Below are 19,359 nucleotides of genomic sequence, written 5' to 3' on the forward strand. Positions count from 1 at the left end.
CAACCATCAGGGCGTTTCGGAACTGAGCCGACCCAGGACACCCTGGTTAACCCGATATCGCCGAGCAGATATTCTTCGCTGCTGTTGGCGCACCCGGACGTCGGCGGAGTCGACGCGGGCAACGTTTTCGCCTATCGGAGGAACACGTGGACCGTCCATCGACGACCCTGAACGGCTCGCCTGACGTGAGGTCACCAGGCGGGGAGAAACCGCTGGTCACACTGATCGCTCCCGCTTTGAACGAAGCGGACAACGTTGTCGGTCTGGTCGGTTTCTACCGGGAGATCCGCAAGGAGATGCCGGACCTGGACTTCGAACTCGTCCTCGTCGACGACGGGTCGACCGACGGCACCGCCGAGGTGTTCATGTCGGCGCTCGGCGAGGGCGACGTCGCCAGGGTGGCGCGGCTGTCGCGCAACTTCGGCTCCCACGCGGCCGTCACGGCCGGTCTGGCGATGAGCCGGGGTGATTGCGCGCTGACCATCAGCACGGACCTCCAGGAGCCGCTGGAGGCCATCGTCCGCTTCGTCGACGAGTGGCGCGCGGGCAACGACATCGTCTGGGGCGTGCGCAAGACCAGGGCCGTGCCCAAGGGCCTGGCGAACCTGCTCTCCCGCAAGTTCTCGTCGGTGTTCAACAAGATGTCCGACATCCCCACGTACCCGAAGGAAGGGCCGTCGCAGGTCCTGGTGTCGCGTGCGGTGATGGACGTCATCAACCAGATGCCGGAGCGCAACCGCAACGTCCTCGGCATGTTCGCGTGGGTCGGGTTCAACCAGACCACCATCGCGTTCGAGCAGCTGCCGCGCCCGGCTGGCAAGAGCAAGTGGACGAACAAGAAGAAGGTCAAGCTGGTCGTCGACTCCTTCGTGGAGTTCTCGGCCGCGCCGTTCCTGATCTGCTTCCTGCTCGGCCTCGGCCTGCTCGGTCTCGGTTTCCTCGGCATCCTCGCCACGCTGATCGTCGCGCTGGCCACGCTGTCCGCGCCGGTCGGCTGGGTTCTGGTGCTCGCGGCGGTGGTGTTCTTCAGCGGGTTGAACCTCGCCGCCCTCGGCGGGTTCGGCGAGTACCTGTGGCGCGCCGGTGACGACGCCAAGGGCCGCCCGGTCTACATCATCCGCAACGTGCAGGACATCGGCCAGCCCGGCCCGTCGGCCCACCGGGTCACCTCGGAGAAGCCGTTCTCCAACGCCGGTATCTCGGTCGAGGCCCGCACCGGCCAGATCGCCTGAGCAGCCGCACCGACCGATCAAGAAAGAAGCCCCGGCTCTCCTGGAGAGCCGGGGCTTCTTTCTTGATCGCCATGCACCTGCCTGAAACGCAACGAATGCCGCATTGGTTGCGTCTGGCGCACCGAAGGCCACATTGGTTGCACCCAAACGCGGGTGCGGGCGGGCCGGCTAGTCGGCGGCTGGGGCCGGGGCGGCTTCTGCGGGCTTCGCCTTGGCCGTCGGGTTGGTCAGCTTGGCCAGCAGAGCCGCGCCACCGGCCGTGGCGACGTCGGCGAAAGTGAACATCGCGCGGGACGCGACAGCGAACGCCACAGCCGCGTCCGAGCCGACCGCCGCACCCAGTGCCAGCGCGACAGCGAGGTCACGCACACCGGCACCGGACGGCAGGATGAAGAAGAACAGGCTCGCCGTCAGGCCGATGGCGATCGCGCCGATGCAGAGCAGCAGCACGTCGATTCCCGCCTTGCCGGTGGACAGCGTGAGCAGCCACAGGTGCGCGCCGAAGCAGACGTACGAGACCGTGGTGAACAGCAGCGTGCTCACGATGGTGCGGAAATGCAGCGGGTGCGGCAGCGGGGCCTTGCGCAGGACCTTCAGCACCAGGTTGACCGCCCAGGTCATCACCTTCGGGTGCAGCACCGCCAAGCCGAACGGCAGCAGCGCGTACAGCCACACCGCGCCGGGAGAGTCCTTCATCAGCATGGGCAGCGCGAGCACACCGAGCGCCAGCGACGCCACGACCGCGACACCGACCTGCACGAGCGACGCGACGAACATCCGCGCACGCGGCAGACCGGCCTTCTTGCCGAGCTCCATCTGCAGCACGTACGCCCAGACGGCACCGGGCACGTACTTGCCCAGCTGGCTGACCAGGAAGATCTGCGACCCGAGCACGCGGCCGATCGGCGAGCCGAGGTCGTCGACGATCGTGCGCCAGCTCCACGTGTTCGCGAGCATGCCCGCGATCAGCACGAGCAGGCTGCCCACCGCCGCATACCACGGCACGTTGGTCAGCGTGGTCCAGACCTCGTCCCACCGGGTGACGAGGTAGTAGCCCGCACCTACGACGACCGCGACCAGCAGGACCCGCCGCGCCCAGGTGATCGCGTGGGACTTCCAGCTCTTGGGTGCCGTCTTCGGCTTGTCCTGCGCTACCACTTCGTCAGTGTCGACGCTCATCGGCTCTCCGGCGACTTCTCTGTGGGGGTTGTGGGTCAGCTCTGGCACTCCAGTGGTCCCAGCGAGTCCCCGCCGGCCACACGAATCGGAGATCATGCACTCACGCAACAGCGGTCTCGGAGGTTACCAGCGCACCACCGGGGTGGCTCGGATGGCTCGGGCTACCGGTAGTAGGCTGCGTCAGTTCGTGACCAGTTCGTCCAGTGTGTCCAGATAGACGTCCGCGCCCTGGGGCGCGTACGCGAGTTTCGGGTTGCGCACGACGACGCTGCGCATCCCGGCGGCGTGCGCCGCCTCGACGTCGTGGAACGTGTCACCGACCAACACCGACTCCGCGGGGTCCGCGCCGAAGTGGGCGAGGATCGTGTCGATCCCCTCCGAGTCCGGTTTGAGCCGTTTCACGTCCTCCCGGCCGACGATGAACAGGCCTTCGGCCACGTCACCGAGCGCGTCCGTCACCGCGTGCCGCGAGTTGCGGGTCACGATCGCCACGTCGTGGGTGACCCTGAGCCGCTTGAGCGCGTCGACGGCACCTGGCGTGAACTCGCCAGCCGCCACCGACTCCCGCTCGTGCCGGGTCACCACGTCCAGCTGCGCCTGGTCACCGCCGTCGATGTAGCGCTGCAACGCGTCGCCGATCTTGTCGCCCGCTGCCAGGCCGAGATCGGCGCGCATCGCGGCCGCGTCGACGGGCAGGTGGAACAGCGTGCCGTCGAAGTCGAAGAGGACAGTCCGGACGGCCGTCAGTGGTTGATCGCGGACCATTCGCCTTCCTTGACCAGCTTGTAGCCCATGTCGATCATGCGGACCCAGTACAGGTCGTCGGACAGCGGGTTGAACTGCGCGGGCTTGCTGTCCAGCTCCTTGCCGAGTCCCAACTGGAGGTACATGTCGGGCATGTTGAGCCCGGCGTGCGCGAAGAAGTTGCTCGTGGTGAAGAACCGGCCGACGTTGATCTCGGTCACCATCGGCACGCCCTGCGCGTTCTCCTTCATGTCCACGCAGTACACGCCGTGCGGCTTCGCGGACACGGCACGCACCGCGCCGACACCGGCTTCGTTGACGTCGTCGCGGTTGACCGTCTTGGCCACCGACGGCGACGAGCTCTGCCCGCTGGGGGTCAGGTTTCCGAAGATGTACTCGATCCGCATCCGGGCCTGCGAGGTGATCAACTCGCCCTCGTACCACAGGCTCTGCCACGCGAACTCGTGTCCGGGCAGGAACTCGCTGGCCATGAAGTCGCCGTAGTCGAGGCCGCGGAACGAACGCCAGTAGTCGATCCAGGCGTCACCCTGGTAGTACGAGTCGATCGGCAGGCTGCCGCGCGAACCCGCACCGCGGATGGCACGCAGCCACACGCGCGGGTTGATCTCCAGCAGGTCCTTCAGCGCCGAGCGCAGGTCGTCCTGGCTGGCGATGTGCCGCGCCTGGGGAACCGACACACCCTTGGCCGCCAGGTGCGCGTTGAACTCCATCTTGTCGTGGCACAACGCGATCGCCTCGGCGTCCGGCAGGAACGTCGGCGCGGCCAGTTTGTCCCGATTGGTCGCCAGGAAGCCGACCTCGACATCCGGCTGCGGGTGCACGAAATCGATCGATTCCGCCTCGATGACCTTGTTCATCGCGTCGACGTAACCAGGGTCACTCACCGGCGGGACGAGATAACGGCCCTCGAGGTCGATCAATTCGAGGTGGTACGGCTTGACGTCGGTGCCGACGAATCGGTAGTCGCGTCCTGCCTGCGACAACGCGTCCCGGAAATTGTAGGCGGCCGAGCCACCGGCTCCCGTGATCAATACCTTGGGCATGCGGTCGTTACCTCGTATCGACGTTTGGTTGACGGGCCACGCCAGAGCGGCGGCCACCCAGACGGGTATCGTGTGCCGCGCGTGCGTCCGGGGGCCACTGTACCGGACGTCTTTCACGAAGCTGGAAGCGAGAGATTACTGCATGATCCCCATTACCGTGGTTGATGTACGGGACGCAGAGCCACTGGTCACCGAAGTACTGCGGTCCGGAGTGATCGCGCAGGGTCCGATGGTGAAGCGGTTCGAGGACGAGTTCGCGAAGGTCGCGGGCGTCGAGCACGCGGTCGCCGTGAACAACGGCACCACCGCGCTGGTGGCCTCGCTGCAGGTGTCCGACCTGCGGCCGGGCGACGAGGTGATCACCTCGCCGTTCACGTTCGTGGCCACTTTGAACGCGATCCTCGAGGCCGGCGCGACGGCCAGGTTCGCCGACATCCGCGAGGACGACTTCTGCGTCGACCCGCAGGCGGTCGCCGCCGCGGTCGGCCCGCGCACCAAGGTCCTGATGCCCGTGCACCTGTACGGCCAGACCGCTGACATGGGCGCGCTCGTCCCGATCGCGGAGCAGAACGGCCTCAGGATCGTCGAGGACGCCGCGCAGGCGGTCGGCGCGACCTACGAGGGCCGCCCGGCGGGCAGCTACGGCCTCGGCTGTTTCTCCCTGTACGCGACCAAGAACATCACCACCGCCGAAGGCGGCGTGATCACCACGAGCGACGCGACGATCGCGGACCGGCTGCGTGTGCTGCGCAACCAGGGAATGCGCCAGCGCTACCAGTACGAAGTGGCCGGTCACAACTACCGGCTGACGGACCTGCACGCTGCCGTGGGCATCCCGCAGCTGGAGAAGCTCAGCCAGCTGACCGAGGCGCGTTCGCGCAACGCCGAGGCGCTGTCCAAGGGCCTCGCGGACATCACGGGTCTGCGTGTCCCCGCTGTCCTTCCGGGTCGCAGCCACGTGTGGCACCAGTACACCGTGCTGGTCGGCGACGACGCGAAGGTCACCCGGGACGAGCTGTCGGCGAAGCTGACCGAGAAGGGTGTCGGCAACGGCATCTACTACCCGAAGGTCGTCTTCGACTACGACTGCTACCGCGACAACCCCGGCGTGATCGCATCCGACGTGCCGGTCGCCGAGCGCGTGGCGCGCCAGGCGCTGTCGCTGCCGGTGCACCCGAAGCTGTCCGAGTCCGACGTGGACACCATCGTCAACGCCGTCAGGGAGGTGCTCGAGGGATGAGCAAGCCCCGTATCGCCCTGGTGGGCACCGGTTCCATGGGCTCGCTGCACGCCCGTGTGATCTCCCAGTCCGACCGGGCCGACCTGGTTCGCATCATCGAGCCGCGCGAGGAAGTCGGCCGTTCGGTCGCCGAGCGCTACGGCGCGCAGTGGTCGCCCGAGCTGGGCACGTTGTCCGATGTGGACGCCGTGGTGCTCGCCTCGGCCACCGCCACCCACCACAAGCTCGCCCTCGACGTGCTCAGCCAGGACGTGCCGCTGCTGGTCGAGAAGCCGGTGTGCGACGACCTCGCCGCGTCCGAAGAGGTCGTGGCGCTGTCCGAGCAGCGCGGCCTGCCGCTGATGTGCGGCCTGCTGGAGCGCTACAACCCGGCTGTGATGACCGCGATGGCGCTGCTGAACGAGCCGCTGCACATCACGGTGACGCGGCACTCGCCGTACGCGCCGCGGATCAAGACCGGTGTGGGCTGGGACCTGCTGGTGCACGACGTGGACATCGCGATCCGTTGCTTCGGCGGCGCCGACCCGGTGAACGTGGCGTCGACGCGCAGCGTGTTCCACCCGTCGTCGCTGGCGACCGCGGAGGACGTCGTCGAGGCGCTGCTCGGCTTCCCGTCCGGCGGGATGGCGAGCGTGTCGGCGAGCCGGGTGGGCCAGCGCAAGGTCCGCACCATGGTGATCACCGAGATCGACCGCCTGGTGGAGATCGACCTGCTGCGCAGGGATGTGACCATCTACCGGCACGTGTCGCACGAGTCGGCCACAGAGGACGGTCTGGGTTACAAGCAGCAGACCGTGATCGAGATCCCCGAGCTGGTCTCGTTCCGCGAGCCGCTGGCCACGCAGCTTGACCGGTTCGTGGACCTGTTGGACGGCAAGGTGGACGCCGCCGCCGAGCGCGCGTCGATCCTGCCGTCGCACCGCGTCGTGGCGAAGGTGCTCGACACCGCGGGCAGCCTCGCCTGATCTGAGGCAACGCCGAAAAGGCCGTGCTGCCATGGGCAGCACGGCCTTTCGTTGGACCACACGCGACCGCTGAGAACTTTGGTGTTTCTTCCCCCCTCAGCGGCCGCGCGGCCGGGAACATCAGGTGATGATGCGCAGCCCGTTCCACTGGTAGCCGAGCACCTTGATCGGGCCGAGCGTGTTGAACGCCGTGCCGTCCGCGGCCGGAGCCCACGTTCCGGTGTGCGGGTACAGGTTCAGGTCACCGTTCGCGGCAACCCGGCCGAGGATGTCCGGCTTGCCGTCCGAGTTCACATCGCTGATCGTGAACGCGTTGATGCCCGTCCAGCCGTAGCTGATCAGGTAGTCCGTCCCGGGCTGACCGACCGTGATGTCGTACACGATCACGCCACCGTTCTGCAGGCGCAGCACGAAGTCGGCCACACCGTCGGCGGTGAAGTCCGCCATCGCCGCGTCGACGATCGGCGAGGGGCTGTCGAACCCGATCACGAACTCGGCAGGCGACTGCGTGATCACACCGTTGACGACAGTCGTCCGGTAGTAGTAGAAGTCCTCGGTACCAGCCTTGCGGGCGACGATGTCGTCGATGCCGTCGTGGTCGACGTCGTGGACGAACACCAGGTTGTTGCCGCTCCAGCCGGTGCTGATCAGCTGGGCGCCGTTCAGCGTGCCGGTTCCGGCGAACGTACCGCTGTGCTTGTGCGAGTAGAGGTTGTCCGCTCCGTCGATCGCGAGCACGTCGGGGAACGCGTCACCGTTGACCTTGCCCTGGCCGACCCACTTCTGGCCGCCCCAGTTGTAGTTGATCGTCACCGCCGACCCGTACGTCGCCGTCGGGTTCGCGGCGTCGTAGCCCTTGTTCGGGTACACGTAAAGGCTTGGCGGGTTCACACCGACGGCGAGGATGTCGTCCTTGCCGGCGAGATCGATGTCACCGGTCTGACCGCCGCTGCTGCCGCTGCCCCGGGTCGTCGCGCCCTTCTTGGCGAACTTCGACTTGTCCACCTTGGTGGCGGTCACCTTGGTGTTGGGCTTGTCAGCTTGCTGCGGCGCTGCGGATGCGGCGGTTGTCTGCACCATGGCTCCGAGGATCGAAGCCGTGACGACCGCACCCGTAACGAACGCGCGAACCGTGCCGCGTCGTCCGATCTTCCCCATATGTGCTCCCCTAATCTCGTCAAAGGGGACAGCCCGGTTCTACAGGCCGCCGCCGGGGGAGAAGACTTCGACTCTTCTCCCCCGGCGCGAGTGCCCTCGCCCCCACATCCGGATAGTCGTCCACGGAGACCGAAAAGTTGCAGATTCGGCTGGGATTCTTTACCTGGCGCCGAAGTGCCACCCTTCAGGCTATGTCCACTTAGGCCAATCGGTCGAGCGGGAATTCGTCGTGGGCAGGCGTTTCGGCCATTTCGTCCACTGAGGACAAATCTGGTTTTCGCGCGCGGGAGCAAGGGGCAGCGTCCAGCGCTGCCCCTTGCTCTTGCCTACGAGGTGAATCAGGTGATGATGCGGTGGCCGTTCCACTGCAGGCCGACGACCTTGGACGGCGCGATGGTGTCGAACACCGTGTCGTCGGTCGTCGGGTTCCACACACCGGTGTGCAGGTATGCGGTCAGGTCACCGTTCGCGGCGACACGGCCGAGGATGTCCGGGTCCCCGTCGGTGTTCACGTCGCTGATCACGAACGCGTTGATGCCAGTCCAGCCGTAACCGAGCAGGTAGACCTTGCCCTTCGGCTGCCCCTCCCCGTTGTCGACAGTCGGGTCGAACACGAACAGCAGACCGTCCTGGCGACGCAGCACCCAGTCGTAGACCCCGTCACCGCTGAAGTCGGCAACACCCGCGTCGACGATCGACGAGTCGGACTGGAAGCTGGCGATGTGCACCGGCTCCGTCTGGCCGATCTTGCCGGTCTCGTCGATGACCGTGCCGAACCAGTAGTACTCCTCCGTGCCCTTCTTCCTGGCGATGACGTCGTCGAGACCGTTGCCGTCAGCGTCGGAGGTGAACGCGATGTCGTAGTCGTTCCAGCCGGTGCTGATCAGCTGCGACCCGTTCAGCGTGCCGGTGCCCGCGAACGTACCGCTGTGCTTGTGCACCACCAGGTTTCCCGCGAAGTCGATCGCGAGCACGTCCGGGTGCACGTCGTTGTTGATCTTGCCCTGGCCGACCCAGCGCTGACCGGCCCAGTTGTGGTTGATCGCCACGGCAGGCCCGTACGTCGCCGTGGGGTTGGCCCCGTTGTAGCCCTTGTTCGGGTACACGTAAAGGCTGGACGGGTTGTGGGCAACCGCCAGGATGTCCTCTTTGCCCTTGCGGTCGAAGTCACCGGTGCGGCCACCGCTGCCGCCGCTGCCGTTCACCGACACGTCGCGCTTCTTGGTGAACTGGTCGTTCACCTTGCCGCTCAGCTTGTAGCTGGACTTCGCGGGCTTGTCGGACTTCTGCGGCGCGGCGGTCGCCGGCTGGACCACGGCTCCCAGAATCGAAGCCATCACCACCGCACCGGTCACGAACGCGCGCACGGTGACGCGCTGTCCGGTCTTCCCCATTGAGTCACTCCCCTTACTCTCGCAAGAGGGGAAACAGCCCAAAACCGCAGGCTGCCGCCAGGGAAGACTTCGACTCTCCCCCAGCGCGAGTGGCCTCGCCCCCTTGCCTGGGTAGTCGTCACCCGCCAACCGAAAGTTGCAAGTTCGGCGGAACTTCTTGGCGTGGGGGGAAAATCCGTCTCTTCAGTCGATGTCCACTTCGACCGATCGGACCAGCCGGACTTGATCGCCGTCGAGATCCACTCGACCTGTGGGCCGGGCGGGCACGCCCGTGACCACGGTGCGCGGGGGCACGTCCTTCGCGACGACGGCGCCCGCGCCGATCACCGCCTCGTCGCCGATCGTCACGCCCATCAGGATCACCGCGTTGGCACCGATGAAGACGCGGTCGCCGATCCGCACGGGCGCGCGGTCGACGATGTTGTGCTTGCGGCCGGACACGCACCGCTTCATCGAGCTGTGCGTGTAGATGTGGACGCCGCTGCTGATGTCGCACCCCGCGCCGATCTCCAGGCCACCCGAGCCGTCGATCAGGGTGAAGGCACCGATCCAGGTGCCTTCACCGATCTTCGGGTCGCCGGAGATCCAGGCGTTCTCGTTGTACGGGTTGGGCGGGAAACCGCTCACTTCTCGGTGCTCACTTCTCCAGAGCTTCGGGGGCGGACGCGGCGACCAGGTCCGCCATGCCCTGCTCGACCGTGATGGTCGGCTCCCAGCCGAGGACCTCCTTGGCGCGGGTGATGTCCGCGGCGCGGCGGGAGACGAGCACGTCACGCGGGTTGAACTGCGGCTCGACGTTCACGCCGACGGCGTCGATCAGGATCTTGGCCAGCTGGGCGATCGAGGTGTCCACGCCGGTGCCGATGTTGATCGGCAGGTTGGCCTTCTCGCTCTCCAGCGCCGCGACGACACCGCGCGCGAGGTCGTGCACGTGCACGAAGTCCATCGACTGCTCGCCCTTGCCGTCGATGATCGGCGGCTGGCCCGCGCGCAGGCGCTGGATGAAGTGGTTGATCACCGAGGTGTAGTACGCCTCGATCTTCTGGCCGGGGCCGTACACGTTGAAGAACCGCAGCGCGTTCCAGGACAGGCCCTTCTGGCGCTCGTAGAAGCCGAGCAGGTCCTCACCGGCGCGCTTGGTGATGCAGTACGGGGTCAGCGGGCGCAGCAGGTCGTCCTCGTGCATCGGCAGCCGCTCCGGGTCGCCGTACACCGACGCGGTCGACGCGAAGACCAGGCGCTGCACACCCTCGTCGGCCGCGGCCGCGAAGACGTTGTGGTTGCCGGTCATGTTGATGTCGACGCTCTCGTGCGGGTCGGCGATCGACTTGTTGATCGACACCGTCGCGAAGTGGATCGCGTGGGTGCAGCCGCGCATCGCCTCGCGCACCGCGCCGCCGTAGCGGACGTCCTTCTCGATCAGCTCGACCTTGCCGGTGGCCACGAACTGGTTGACGCGGTCGCGGTCACCGCGGGTCATGTTGTCGAAGATGCGCACGTTGTAGTCGCGCTCGAGAAGCAACGGGATGACGTGGGACGCGATGAAGCCCGCGCCACCGGTGAAGAAGACGGTCTTCTGAGCCATGATCGGGAGATTCTCCTTGGTCGGTGCGCTGCTCAGCGCTCGGCGGCGAGCTCGGTGACGACGTCGCGGACGGTTTCACCGACGCGCTCGACCTCGTCCTCGGTCAGGTTGGCGTGCATGGGGATGGCCAGCTGCTGGCGGAACGCGGCCAGCGAGACCGGGCAGGTGTCGTCCCGGCCGTAGATCGGCTGGATGTGCGAGGCGTACGTGCCGAAGTTGCAGCCGACGCCGCGGTCACGCAGGCGCAGCGCCACCTCGTCCCGGCTGATCGACGGGTCGATGGTGAGCGCGTAGCACTGCCACGGGTGTTCGCGGTCCGGCAGCGCGACCGGCGTGGTGACCAGCTCGAGGTCCTTGAACAGCTCGTTGTAGCGGGTCGCGGCCCGGGTGCGCGCGGCGATCAGGTCGGGCAGCCGGTCCAGCTGGACCTGCATGATCGCGGCCTGCACGTCGGAGAGCCGGTAGTTGTAGCCGGTCTCCTCGAAGGTCGGGATCGGCAGTTCCCGGCTGCCCTCACGGGCGAACGCGGGCTCGATACCGTACGTGTGCAGACGGCGGGCGCGTGCCATCAGATCCGCGTTGTCGGACGTGACCGCGCCGCCCTCACCGGCGGTGATCACCTTGCGGCCGTGGAAGCTGAAGACAGCGAGGTCGGCGAGGCTGCCCGCCTTGCGGCCCTTGTACGTCGCACCGGCCGAACACGCGGCGTCCTCGACGAGGAACAGACCGTGCTTCTTGGTGATGGCGTTGAGCTCGTCGTAGTCGGCGGGCTGGCCGAACACGTCCACCGCGATGACGCCGACGGTCCGCGGCGTGATGGCCGCCTCGACGGCCGCCGGGTCCACCGTCCAGATGTCCGGCCGGATGTCGGCGAACACGGGGGTCGCGCCTGCCCAGATCACGGCGTGCCCGGTCGCGGGGAAGGTGTAGTCGGCGACGATCACCTCGTCGCCCGGCTTGACGTCGTGCAGCAGCATCGACAGGTGCAGCGCGGTGCCGCAGCTGCTGGTGGCCAGCGCGTGCGACGTGCCGGCCGCCTGCGCGAAGCGCTCCTCGAACTTCCGGCTCGTCGGTCCCGCCCCGGCCAGCCAACCGGATGTGAAGACGGCTTCGACGGCGGCCAGCTCCTCGGCGCCGACAGTGGGCTGACCGAGGATGATGGGGTCAGGCATGACTCTCCCGCAAGTATGTGTTCGCGTTGGGTCGCCAGCGAGTCTAATGGGGGTCGGGAAGTACCCATTTTCAGCCCCGTACCCTTTGCGACGTGGGACACGTCGTGATTGTCGGTGGTGGGATAGTCGGGCTCGCGGTCGCGAGGGAGCTGCTCGCACGGGGCTCGCAGGTGACAGTCCTGGAGAAGGAGAGCCGTTGGGCGGCTCACCAGACCGGCAACAACAGCAATGTCGTGCACGCCGGTTTGTACTACAAGCCCGGTTCGTTCAAAGCCAAGATGTCGGTCGCGGGCAACCAGTCCATCGTGGAGTACGCCCGCGCGAACGACGTACCCGTCGAGGTGTGCGGCAAGCTCGTCGTGGCGACGGCCGATGAGGAACTGCCCCGGCTGCGTGTGCTGGCCGAACGCGCGGAGGCCAACGGCGTCCCGGCCAAGATGATCGACCCCGCCGAGGCACGCGAGTACGAACCCGAGGTCGCCTGCGTCGCGGCGCTGCGCGTGGAGAGCACGGGCATCATCGACTTCCCCGCCATCTGCGACGCGCTGGTCCGCGAGCTCACCGAAAAGGGCGCCGACCTGCGGTTGTCCACGATGGCCAAGGCGATCCGGCCGGGCCGCGACGGCGGTGTGGAGATCGCGACCGGCACCGAGGTGCTGCGGGCCGACGCCCTGGTCAACTGCGCGGGCCTGCACAGCGACCGGGTGGCCCGGCTCGCCGGGCTCACGCCGAGTGCGCAGATCGTCCCGTTCCGTGGCGAGTACTACGAACTGAAGCCGGAACGCCGCCACCTGGTGCGCGGCCTGATCTACCCGGTGCCGGACCCCGCGCTGCCGTTCCTGGGCGTGCACCTGACCCGGATGCTCGACGGCAGCGTGCACGCGGGGCCGAACGCCGTGCTCGCGTTGCGCCGTGAGGGATACCGCTGGCGCGACGTGTCCGCACGCGACCTCGCCGAGACCGCCCGCTTCAGCGGCGCGTGGCGACTGGCCCGCAAGTACGGCAGGACCGGTGTGGACGAAGTGCTGCGGTCCTTGTCGCGCAAGCGTTTCGCCGCCAGCCTCGCTCGTCTCGTGCCCGCTGTCGGCCCGGACGACCTGGTCCGCTGCAACGCGGGCGTGCGGGCGCAGGCGCTGCTGCCGGACGGCTCGCTTGTGGACGACTTCCTGATCGAGACGGCGCCAGGTCAGGTGCACGTGCTCAACGCGCCGTCACCCGCGGCGACGAGCGCGCTGGAAATCGCCAAGTACGTCGCGGACCGCGTCGCCGAGGCGAAGTAGGGGCGGAAACCGACCAGACCCCGCACGTCACTACACTCCGCTCGTCGAGTCTGCACAGGGGTGGGCGCGGTTTTCCAGGCGCATGCCCTCCCCCGGCCCGGCCGTGATCACGGCCGCGGGACCGGACCACAACGAGAGGGATGACGTGACAGAAGCGAGCCTGGGCGGGGAGGTCCGCACCAAACGCGCCATTCCGGAGTGGCTGTTCGTCCTCGGCGTCGGCGTGGTCGGAATGGTCATCTTCACCATTCCCTACTGGTTCAACCCGTACTTCTACTACATCGGCGACAACCCCGAGTCGTTCGTGCCGAACTGGCACCACTTCGGTGAGATGCTGCGCGCCGGGCACTGGCCGATCATGGAGTCGTCCGGCTGGTACGGCGGCAACTACGCGGGTGAGGCCGCCTATTCGGTGTGGAACCCGATCTCGCTGCTGAACTTCGTGATCGTCTCGCTCTTCAACGACCTGTCCGCGGGCGCGGCGTTCGTGATGATCGAGTACATGACGCTGCTCGCGATGGGCGCCTACCTGCTCGGCCGCGAGTACAACGCGAGCCGCATCCCGGCCGCCGTCGTCGCGATCGCGATCCCCCTGACCGGGTTCACGCTGTACTACGAGGCGTCCGGCTGGCCCGCGGGTCTGGCCGCGTTCATGTACGCGACCTGGTTCTGGTGGGCCGCGCGGCGGTTCGCGCGCGGTGCTTCCTCGCCGCTGCTGCCGTTCCTGGTCGGCGTGCTGGCGATGACCAACGGAAACCCGTACGTCGCGCTGGGTCTGCTGATCATCATGATCGGTATCCTGACCGAACTGCTGGTGCGCAAGGAGATCAAACGCTTCTGGCACGTGTCGCTGATGGGCATCTGCGTCGGCGCGGTCAGCGCGCTGGCGTTCCTGCCGCTGCTCGGCGCGCTGCCGGTGACCGACCGCCAGGAACTGGCCGCGATCGCCAACGACACCTTCATGGTGCCGAGCCTCACCGACCTGGCCGCCTCCAGCGCGCCGACGTTCCTGCCCGCCATCACCAACTGGGGCGGCGCGGTCAGGGAAAGCCTGCCGTCGACGTACTTCCTCTGGTTCGCCATCCCGCTGCTGCCGTGGCTGCGCTGGAAGGCGCTGCGCAAGCCTGCCCGGTCGCTGATCAGCCTGCTCACCGTCACCGGCATCTACGCCGTGCTGGTGCTCGGCCCGTCGAACCTGTGGCTGTTCCGCTGGCCGATCCGCCTGATCGAGTACTTGTACCTCGGACTGGGTGTGGCGCTCGCGGTGCTGCTGTCGGCCGGGCTGCACAAGGACAAGATCAAGGAACGGTCGCTCGCCACGCTCGGGTTGATCGGTGTCGGGGCGTACCTGTCGTTCGCGGTGCGGCCCGAGTACTCGCGGATGCACCTGCTCGCGACCTTCGCGGTGCTCGTGCTCGTGTTCGCCCTGCTGCACTTCTACCGCAAGAAGGGCTGGGCAGGCGCGGGCGCCGTCATGCTCGTCGGCACCATCGCTGTGGTCACGTACCAGGCGGCGCGTATCCCGTACCCGGGCGTGGCCAACATCGACGCGGTGATCCAGCCCGCGACGTCCGTGTCGCGGATCAAGGAAGGCACCAAGGAGTACCAGGGCTCGTACCTGCAACTCGCGCAGCAGGGCCTGGTCGGCAGCACGTCCGAGCAGGACGACGGCGAGATCTCGTTCGGCAACATCTCGGTGGTGTCCGGGCACGAGTCGCTCACCCGCTACAGCGGTATCGGGTTCTCGAAGTTCTTCAAGTCGATGTGCATGGACTACAAGGGGTCGGTCTGCAAGGACGCGTACCAGAAGATCTGGCGGCCGTTGAAGGGCACCGACATCCCGCTGATCGACGCGTTCCGCGTGCAGAACCTGGTGCTGCAGAACAAGCTGTACCCGGAGATCGCCCGCGGCACGCCGCCTGCCGGGTGGAAGGTCCTGCTGCGCGACAACGTCCGCACGGTGTGGACCCGCGAGGCTCCGCTGCCGAACCCTGGCCGCGTGGCGTGGACGTCGGCCGGTCTGCAGGTCCAGTCGTTGAGCAGTGGCGGCACGGACGAGAGCATCAAGTTCACCGCTCCGGGCAACGGCGGCGAGGTCGTCTTCGCCCGGCTGGCATGGCCCGGCTACACCGCCACCATCGACGGCAAGAAGGTCGACCTGATCGACGGCGACGCCGGTCTGATCACGGTGAAGCTGCCGCCGGGCGAGCACACGCTGGCGCTGGAGTACGTGGCACCGGGGTCCAAGCTGGGCCTGTACGTCCTGATCGGCGCGGCCGGTGTCGCCGTCGTCCACACGATCTTCTGGTGGCGCACGCGCAGGCGTGACCGCAGGAACTCGGCCGCGGACGAGCCGGACGACAAGACTCCGTCGGCGGACAACGAGCCGGTGCTGACCGGCAACTAGCAGCAGCCGATCCGAAACGGCGGGGCGCCCCACTTCAGTGGGCGCCCCGCCGTTTCGCTGTCCGTGGGGCGCAACCAATGCCGCCTTGGTTGCGCCAGGCGCACCGAAGGCCACATTGGTTGCACACCACACGAGCGGAACCGGCGAACCATTCCGGTCACGGCACTAACCCCAGCCGAGTTCGTGCAGCCGGTGGTCGTCGATGCCGAAGTGGTGCGCGATCTCGTGAACGACGGTCACGGCGACCTCTTCGACGACGTCGTCCTCGGTGTCGCAGATCGACAGGATGGGCTGGCGGTAGATGAAGATCCGATCCGGCAGGACACCGCCGTACTGCGAGGTCCGCTCGGTCAGCGCGATGCCGTGGTACAGCCCGAGGATGGACGGCTCCTCGGCGTTGTACTCCTCGACAAGGACGACGACGTTGTCCATCGCCTTGGCGAACTCGCGGGGCACCAGGTCCAACGCGTCGCTGACGAGTTCCTCGAACCGCGCCAGTGACATCTCCACCGGCACGCCGTCACCCGCCGGTGGGAGGCGTGGACGCCGAGCTGCCCGCGGGCGCCGACGACTGCACGGCCGCCCCGGCGCCCTTGATGCTGTTGGTGATCGGCGCGAGGCCGGAGTTGTCCGCGAGCGGCGCGCCGACCTTGCAGACCGCGCGGTGCGAACCGGCCTCCCAGCTCTCCTGCTTGCGCGTGTCCCACGTGAGCAGCAGGCCCTTGCTCTTCAGGTCGAGGTTGCCGGTGTACTCGCCTGCCACCTTCGGGCACTGGTCGAGCATGGCCGTCTGCTGCTGCTCCTCGGAGGGGTACGCGTCCTTGAAGGTCTGCGACAGGTCGATCACGCCGACGATCTCGTAGGCGTGCGCCTTGTCGCTGTCGCACGGCACCGGGTCGCCGACGTTCTTGTCGACCAGCGCGAGGCACGTACCGGGCTCGTAGACGTCCGACTGGTCCTGGTTCTTGGCCGACTTCGTCGTCGCGACGAGCGCCTTGCCCGACGGGGCCGCGCGCTGCAGGCCGCAGCGGAGCTTGCGGTCACCGTCGCGCCACTGCTCGTCACTGGGCTTCAACGCGCCGACGCTGTACTTGCCGAACGGGTCGAGCTTGCCGCCGAGGTACGTGGTCGCGCCGGTCGCGCACTTCTGCTTGGCGATGGTCCGCCAGGCCTCCTCGGCGGGCGACGGGGCACTGGCGTTGTATTCGCCCGAAATGTCCACATCGCCGGTGACCTCGAAAAGGTGGGGTTGCTCACAGTCCACCGGCTTCATGTCCGAGCCGTCGGGCTTCCACGTCAGGCAGCTGCCCGGGGGCGCCTCGAAGGCGGCGGCGAGGTTGGCGGCCGCATCGTTGCTGGCACCGGACCCGCCGGCGGCCGGCCACTTGAAAACCATGCTCATCGTGAGCACCAGCAGCGCGCCGACGAAAGCACCCGCCATCACCAGGCGCGTGCTGAGAGTGGGTCCACCGGACCGCAACCGTTGGGCGTTCGCTGACATCTACACCATCATGCCGTACCTGCCCCACCGGGCGGTTGTGTGTTGCGATCAGGACACTCATCGCCACGCCGCTCCCCGCGTGTCCGGTCGGCGAATGTACTGTCCGCGAGAGGGAGGGCCGGGATGACAGACAACAGGGACGACGGCACCGCACCGGGCGGCCAGAGCGGCGACGACCAGGCCCAGCCGGAGCCGACCGCTGAGCCCAAACGCGGTGCCATGCGGTACCAGGACGCGGAGACGACCACGCCGCGTGAACCGACGCTGGCCGAGAAGCGCGCCATGCGCAGAGCGCTCGAGGAGCAGGACGAGCAGGAGCGCGCGGTCGTCGCGGAGACCGAGCGCAAGTCGCTGCGCCGTCGCCGGGTGATGATCGGGGCGGGTGTGACGGTCGGTGTCGTCGCGACGGTCGCCGTCTGGTACTCAGCCGTGACGCCTGACGAGGTCAACGCCTACTGCGTGGACGACAGCAGCACGCTGTCCTCGGACGAGAACTACTGCTCCGAGGACTACGTGCGCAGCCACAACGGCTACTACTCGGGCGGCTTCTTCTACATCCCGATCGGCGGCGGGCAGACCCGCAGTTACCACTACAACTACGGCGGCACGGTCACCGGCTCGGGCAGCAGTCGCAAGGTGACCGGCGGCTCGACAGCCGCCCCGAGCAGCGGAACGACGGTCAAGAGCGGCACGTCGGGCAAAACGATCTCGCGCGGTGGCTTCGGTGTAAGCGGCGGCGGAAAGAGCGGAGGCAGCTGAGTTGCACCGCGAGTCATCCCAGCCCCGACCAGACTGGCAGAAGAAGATCGCCGAGCAGGGGCTGGTCTTCGGCACACCCGCACGCGACCGGGCAGGCAACCAGCGCCCGTACTGGGACGAGTCCGTGCACTACGTGTTCGACATCGACGAGATCCTCTCGCTCGAAGCGGACGTGGAGCTGCTGCACTCGATGTGCCTCGAAGCCGTCGACACGGTGGTGACGACCGAGCGCTACAAGGACTTCGGCATCCCGGAGTGGATCTGGCCGCACATCGCCGAGTCGTGGCGGCGGCACGACCCGCACGTCTACGGCCGGTTCGACCTGCGCTACGACGGGTCGGGCCCAGCCAGGCTGCTGGAGTACAACGCCGACACGCCGACCTCCCTGCTGGAAGCGGCGGTCGTGCAGTGGTTCTGGAAGACCGAGGCGTTCCCCGACGACGACCAGTGGAACTCCATCCACGAGAAGCTCGTCGAACGCTGGAGCGAGATCGGCGACCGGCTGCCGTCCAACGAGGTGCACTTCACCTGGTCGACGGCGGACCCGAGCGGCGAGGACCACGTCACCACGGCGTACCTGCAGGAAACGGCCGCGGAGGGCGGCCTGGACACGGTGGGGCTGGCGATCGAGGAGATCGGCTGGCACTCGCTGCTCAAGCGCTTCGTGGACCTGGAAGAAGCGCCGATGAACGCGATCGTCAAGCTCTACCCCTGGGAGTGGGTGGTCGACGAGGAGTTCGGGCGCAAGGCGGTGGAGAGCCTCCCGCAGACGCTCTGGATCGAGCCGCTGTGGAAGATGCTGTTGTCGAACAAGGCGCTGCTGGCGATCCTGTGGGAGATGTACCCGGGGCACCCGAACCTGCTGCCCGCGTTCCTCGACCAGCCGGGCCTGCTCACCGAGTACGTGCGCAAGCCCCGCCTCGGCCGTGAGGGCGCGAACATCCAGATCGTGGCGCCGGGCTACGAGACCCAGACAGGCGGCGTCTACGGCCACGAGGGGTTCGTCTACCAGGCGTTCGACCCGCTGCCGGAGTTCGACGGATTCCGGCCCGCGCTGGGCGCGTGGATCGTCGGCGACTCGGCTGCCGGACTCGGCATCAGGGAAACAGCGGGCCTGGTCACCGACGATGGTGCGGCGTTTGTCCCCCATCGCATCCCGGAATCGTGATAATTCACCCACGACAGACGTCCACTTAGGCCGGAGGGGCCCGTGCACACCACCCAGATCCTCGCCCTGGATCCAGAATTCGGAGCGCAGCTCGGCAGGGGCATCGGCGCGATCGCGCTGTACGCGATCGTCGGCCTCGCGCTGATCCTCGCGGGCTTCTACGCGATCGACTGGACCACCCCAGGGAAACTGTCCGACCTGGTCAGGACCGGAAAACCGAACGCGGTGCTGATCACGTCAGCCGGCCTGGTCAGCATGGCGTTCATCATCGTGCTGGCGATCACCTCGTCGGCGAGCGACCTGACCGCGGGCCTGATCACCTCGCTGGTCTACGGCCTGCTGGGCATCATCGTGCAGGTGGCGGCGGTCCGGATCCTGGAGTGGGCGACCCGGATCAACATCGGCGAGGTCATCCAGGCGGAGAAGTTCACCCCGGCGAGCGTGGTCGTCGGGTCGGCGCACCTGGCCCTCGGCCTCGTCGTCGCGGTGGCCATCAGCTGACAGCGGAGCC

Annotated in this window: 18 protein-coding genes; 8 read left to right on the plus strand and 10 right to left on the minus strand. The window is 67.5% G+C overall.

What is annotated here, in order from left to right:
- Positions 1-146: 146 nt before the first annotated feature.
- Entirely contained in the window at positions 147-1,232 is a 1,086-nt protein-coding gene (locus ALI144C_RS42240) for a glycosyltransferase family 2 protein (RefSeq protein WP_076992911.1), read from the plus strand.
- A gap of 168 nt (positions 1,233-1,400) precedes the next feature.
- Here ALI144C_RS42240 and ALI144C_RS42245 read toward each other — a convergent pair whose 3' ends face one another.
- The 3 genes from ALI144C_RS42245 to ALI144C_RS42255 form a co-directional block, all read right to left on the minus strand.
- Positions 1,401-2,411 carry a lysylphosphatidylglycerol synthase domain-containing protein gene (locus ALI144C_RS42245; RefSeq protein ID WP_076992912.1) on the minus strand — a complete coding sequence of 337 codons (1,011 nt, stop codon included), beginning with the start codon at positions 2,409-2,411 and terminating at the stop codon, positions 1,401-1,403.
- A 180-nt stretch (positions 2,412-2,591) separates the two neighbouring features.
- Complete coding sequence (locus tag ALI144C_RS42250; RefSeq protein ID WP_076992913.1) at positions 2,592-3,176, minus strand: HAD family hydrolase; 585 nt, start codon at positions 3,174-3,176, stop codon at positions 2,592-2,594.
- Entirely contained in the window at positions 3,155-4,219 is a 1,065-nt protein-coding gene (locus ALI144C_RS42255) for a hypothetical protein (protein ID WP_076992914.1), read from the minus strand. The genes ALI144C_RS42250 and ALI144C_RS42255 overlap by 22 nt, the downstream gene beginning before the upstream one ends.
- Positions 4,220-4,361: 142 nt before the next feature.
- Between ALI144C_RS42255 and ALI144C_RS42260 the strand changes: the two genes are divergently transcribed.
- On the plus strand, positions 4,362-5,459 hold the full coding sequence (locus ALI144C_RS42260) for a DegT/DnrJ/EryC1/StrS family aminotransferase (protein ID WP_076992915.1): 1,098 nt from the start codon (positions 4,362-4,364) through the stop codon (positions 5,457-5,459).
- Entirely contained in the window at positions 5,456-6,424 is a 969-nt protein-coding gene (locus tag ALI144C_RS42265) for a Gfo/Idh/MocA family protein (protein WP_076992916.1), read from the plus strand. Before ALI144C_RS42260 ends, ALI144C_RS42265 begins: the two co-directional genes overlap by 4 nt.
- A gap of 120 nt (positions 6,425-6,544) precedes the next feature.
- Here ALI144C_RS42265 and ALI144C_RS42270 read toward each other — a convergent pair whose 3' ends face one another.
- The 5 genes from ALI144C_RS42270 to ALI144C_RS42290 form a co-directional block, all read right to left on the minus strand.
- Complete coding sequence (locus ALI144C_RS42270) at positions 6,545-7,504, minus strand: FG-GAP repeat domain-containing protein (RefSeq protein ID WP_168211490.1); 960 nt, start codon at positions 7,502-7,504, stop codon at positions 6,545-6,547.
- A gap of 416 nt (positions 7,505-7,920) precedes the next feature.
- Positions 7,921-8,976, minus strand: a complete 1,056-nt coding sequence (locus ALI144C_RS42275; RefSeq protein WP_076992918.1) for a hypothetical protein — start codon at positions 8,974-8,976, stop codon at positions 7,921-7,923.
- 183 nt (positions 8,977-9,159) lie between these two features.
- Positions 9,160-9,603: an acyltransferase gene (locus tag ALI144C_RS58795; RefSeq protein ID WP_076992919.1), complete on the minus strand. Its 444-nt coding sequence runs from the start codon at positions 9,601-9,603 to the stop codon at positions 9,160-9,162.
- Between the two features lie 10 nt (positions 9,604-9,613).
- Positions 9,614-10,561 carry an NAD-dependent epimerase/dehydratase family protein gene (locus ALI144C_RS42285; protein WP_076992920.1) on the minus strand — a complete coding sequence of 316 codons (948 nt, stop codon included), beginning with the start codon at positions 10,559-10,561 and terminating at the stop codon, positions 9,614-9,616.
- 32 nt (positions 10,562-10,593) lie between these two features.
- A complete protein-coding gene (locus ALI144C_RS42290; RefSeq protein ID WP_076992921.1) occupies positions 10,594-11,733 on the minus strand; it encodes a DegT/DnrJ/EryC1/StrS family aminotransferase in 1,140 nt (379 codons plus the stop codon).
- A 92-nt stretch (positions 11,734-11,825) separates the two neighbouring features.
- Here ALI144C_RS42290 and lhgO point away from each other — a divergent pair, with 92 nt between their 5' ends.
- Together lhgO and ALI144C_RS42300 are read left to right on the plus strand one after the other, a co-directional pair.
- Positions 11,826-13,013 carry an L-2-hydroxyglutarate oxidase gene (gene lhgO / locus ALI144C_RS42295; protein WP_076992922.1) on the plus strand — a complete coding sequence of 396 codons (1,188 nt, stop codon included), beginning with the start codon at positions 11,826-11,828 and terminating at the stop codon, positions 13,011-13,013.
- A 145-nt stretch (positions 13,014-13,158) separates the two neighbouring features.
- Positions 13,159-15,420, plus strand: coding sequence for a YfhO family protein (locus tag ALI144C_RS42300; RefSeq protein ID WP_143231194.1), 2,262 nt, complete (start codon positions 13,159-13,161; stop codon positions 15,418-15,420).
- A 165-nt stretch (positions 15,421-15,585) separates the two neighbouring features.
- On the opposite strand, the gene ALI144C_RS42305 is transcribed toward ALI144C_RS42300, so the two are convergent.
- Together ALI144C_RS42305 and ALI144C_RS42310 are read right to left on the minus strand one after the other, a co-directional pair.
- Complete coding sequence (locus ALI144C_RS42305; RefSeq protein WP_076992923.1) at positions 15,586-15,936, minus strand: metallopeptidase family protein; 351 nt, start codon at positions 15,934-15,936, stop codon at positions 15,586-15,588.
- Positions 15,937-15,940: 4 nt separating this feature from the next.
- A complete protein-coding gene (locus tag ALI144C_RS42310; protein WP_076992924.1) occupies positions 15,941-16,921 on the minus strand; it encodes a septum formation family protein in 981 nt (326 codons plus the stop codon).
- Positions 16,922-17,044: 123 nt separating this feature from the next.
- On the opposite strand from ALI144C_RS42310, the gene ALI144C_RS42315 reads away from it, so the two are divergent.
- From ALI144C_RS42315 to ALI144C_RS42325, 3 genes are read left to right on the plus strand one after another with little or no spacing between them, the layout of a single operon-like run.
- Entirely contained in the window at positions 17,045-17,680 is a 636-nt protein-coding gene (locus ALI144C_RS42315; protein ID WP_330359647.1) for a hypothetical protein, read from the plus strand.
- 1 nt (position 17,681) lies between these two features.
- Positions 17,682-18,848: a glutathionylspermidine synthase family protein gene (locus tag ALI144C_RS42320; RefSeq protein WP_076992925.1), complete on the plus strand. Its 1,167-nt coding sequence runs from the start codon at positions 17,682-17,684 to the stop codon at positions 18,846-18,848.
- Positions 18,849-18,890: 42 nt separating this feature from the next.
- Positions 18,891-19,349, plus strand: coding sequence for a DUF350 domain-containing protein (locus tag ALI144C_RS42325; protein WP_076992926.1), 459 nt, complete (start codon positions 18,891-18,893; stop codon positions 19,347-19,349).
- The last annotated feature ends 10 nt before the right edge of the window (positions 19,350-19,359 follow it).

Source organism: Actinosynnema sp. ALI-1.44, from assembly GCF_001984155.1.
Taxonomy (GTDB): Bacteria; Actinomycetota; Actinomycetes; order Mycobacteriales; family Pseudonocardiaceae; genus Kibdelosporangium.

Coding starts and splice junctions, on each gene's coding strand:
- ALI144C_RS42245 (WP_076992912.1), bottom strand. CDS start 2,411: ATGAGCGTCGACACTGACGAAGTGGTAGCGCAGGACAAGCCGAAGACG.
- ALI144C_RS42250 (WP_076992913.1), bottom strand. CDS start 3,176: ATGGTCCGCGATCAACCACTGACGGCCGTCCGGACTGTCCTCTTCGAC.
- ALI144C_RS42255 (WP_076992914.1), bottom strand. CDS start 4,219: ATGCCCAAGGTATTGATCACGGGAGCCGGTGGCTCGGCCGCCTACAAT.
- ALI144C_RS42260 (WP_076992915.1), top strand. CDS start 4,362: ATGATCCCCATTACCGTGGTTGATGTACGGGACGCAGAGCCACTGGTC.
- ALI144C_RS42265 (WP_076992916.1), top strand. CDS start 5,456: ATGAGCAAGCCCCGTATCGCCCTGGTGGGCACCGGTTCCATGGGCTCG.
- ALI144C_RS42270 (WP_168211490.1), bottom strand. CDS start 7,504: ATGGTGCAGACAACCGCCGCATCCGCAGCGCCGCAGCAAGCTGACAAG.
- ALI144C_RS42275 (WP_076992918.1), bottom strand. CDS start 8,976: ATGGGGAAGACCGGACAGCGCGTCACCGTGCGCGCGTTCGTGACCGGT.
- ALI144C_RS42285 (WP_076992920.1), bottom strand. CDS start 10,561: ATGGCTCAGAAGACCGTCTTCTTCACCGGTGGCGCGGGCTTCATCGCG.
- ALI144C_RS42290 (WP_076992921.1), bottom strand. CDS start 11,733: ATGCCTGACCCCATCATCCTCGGTCAGCCCACTGTCGGCGCCGAGGAG.
- ALI144C_RS42310 (WP_076992924.1), bottom strand. CDS start 16,921: ATGTCAGCGAACGCCCAACGGTTGCGGTCCGGTGGACCCACTCTCAGC.
- ALI144C_RS42315 (WP_330359647.1), top strand. CDS start 17,045: ATGACAGACAACAGGGACGACGGCACCGCACCGGGCGGCCAGAGCGGC.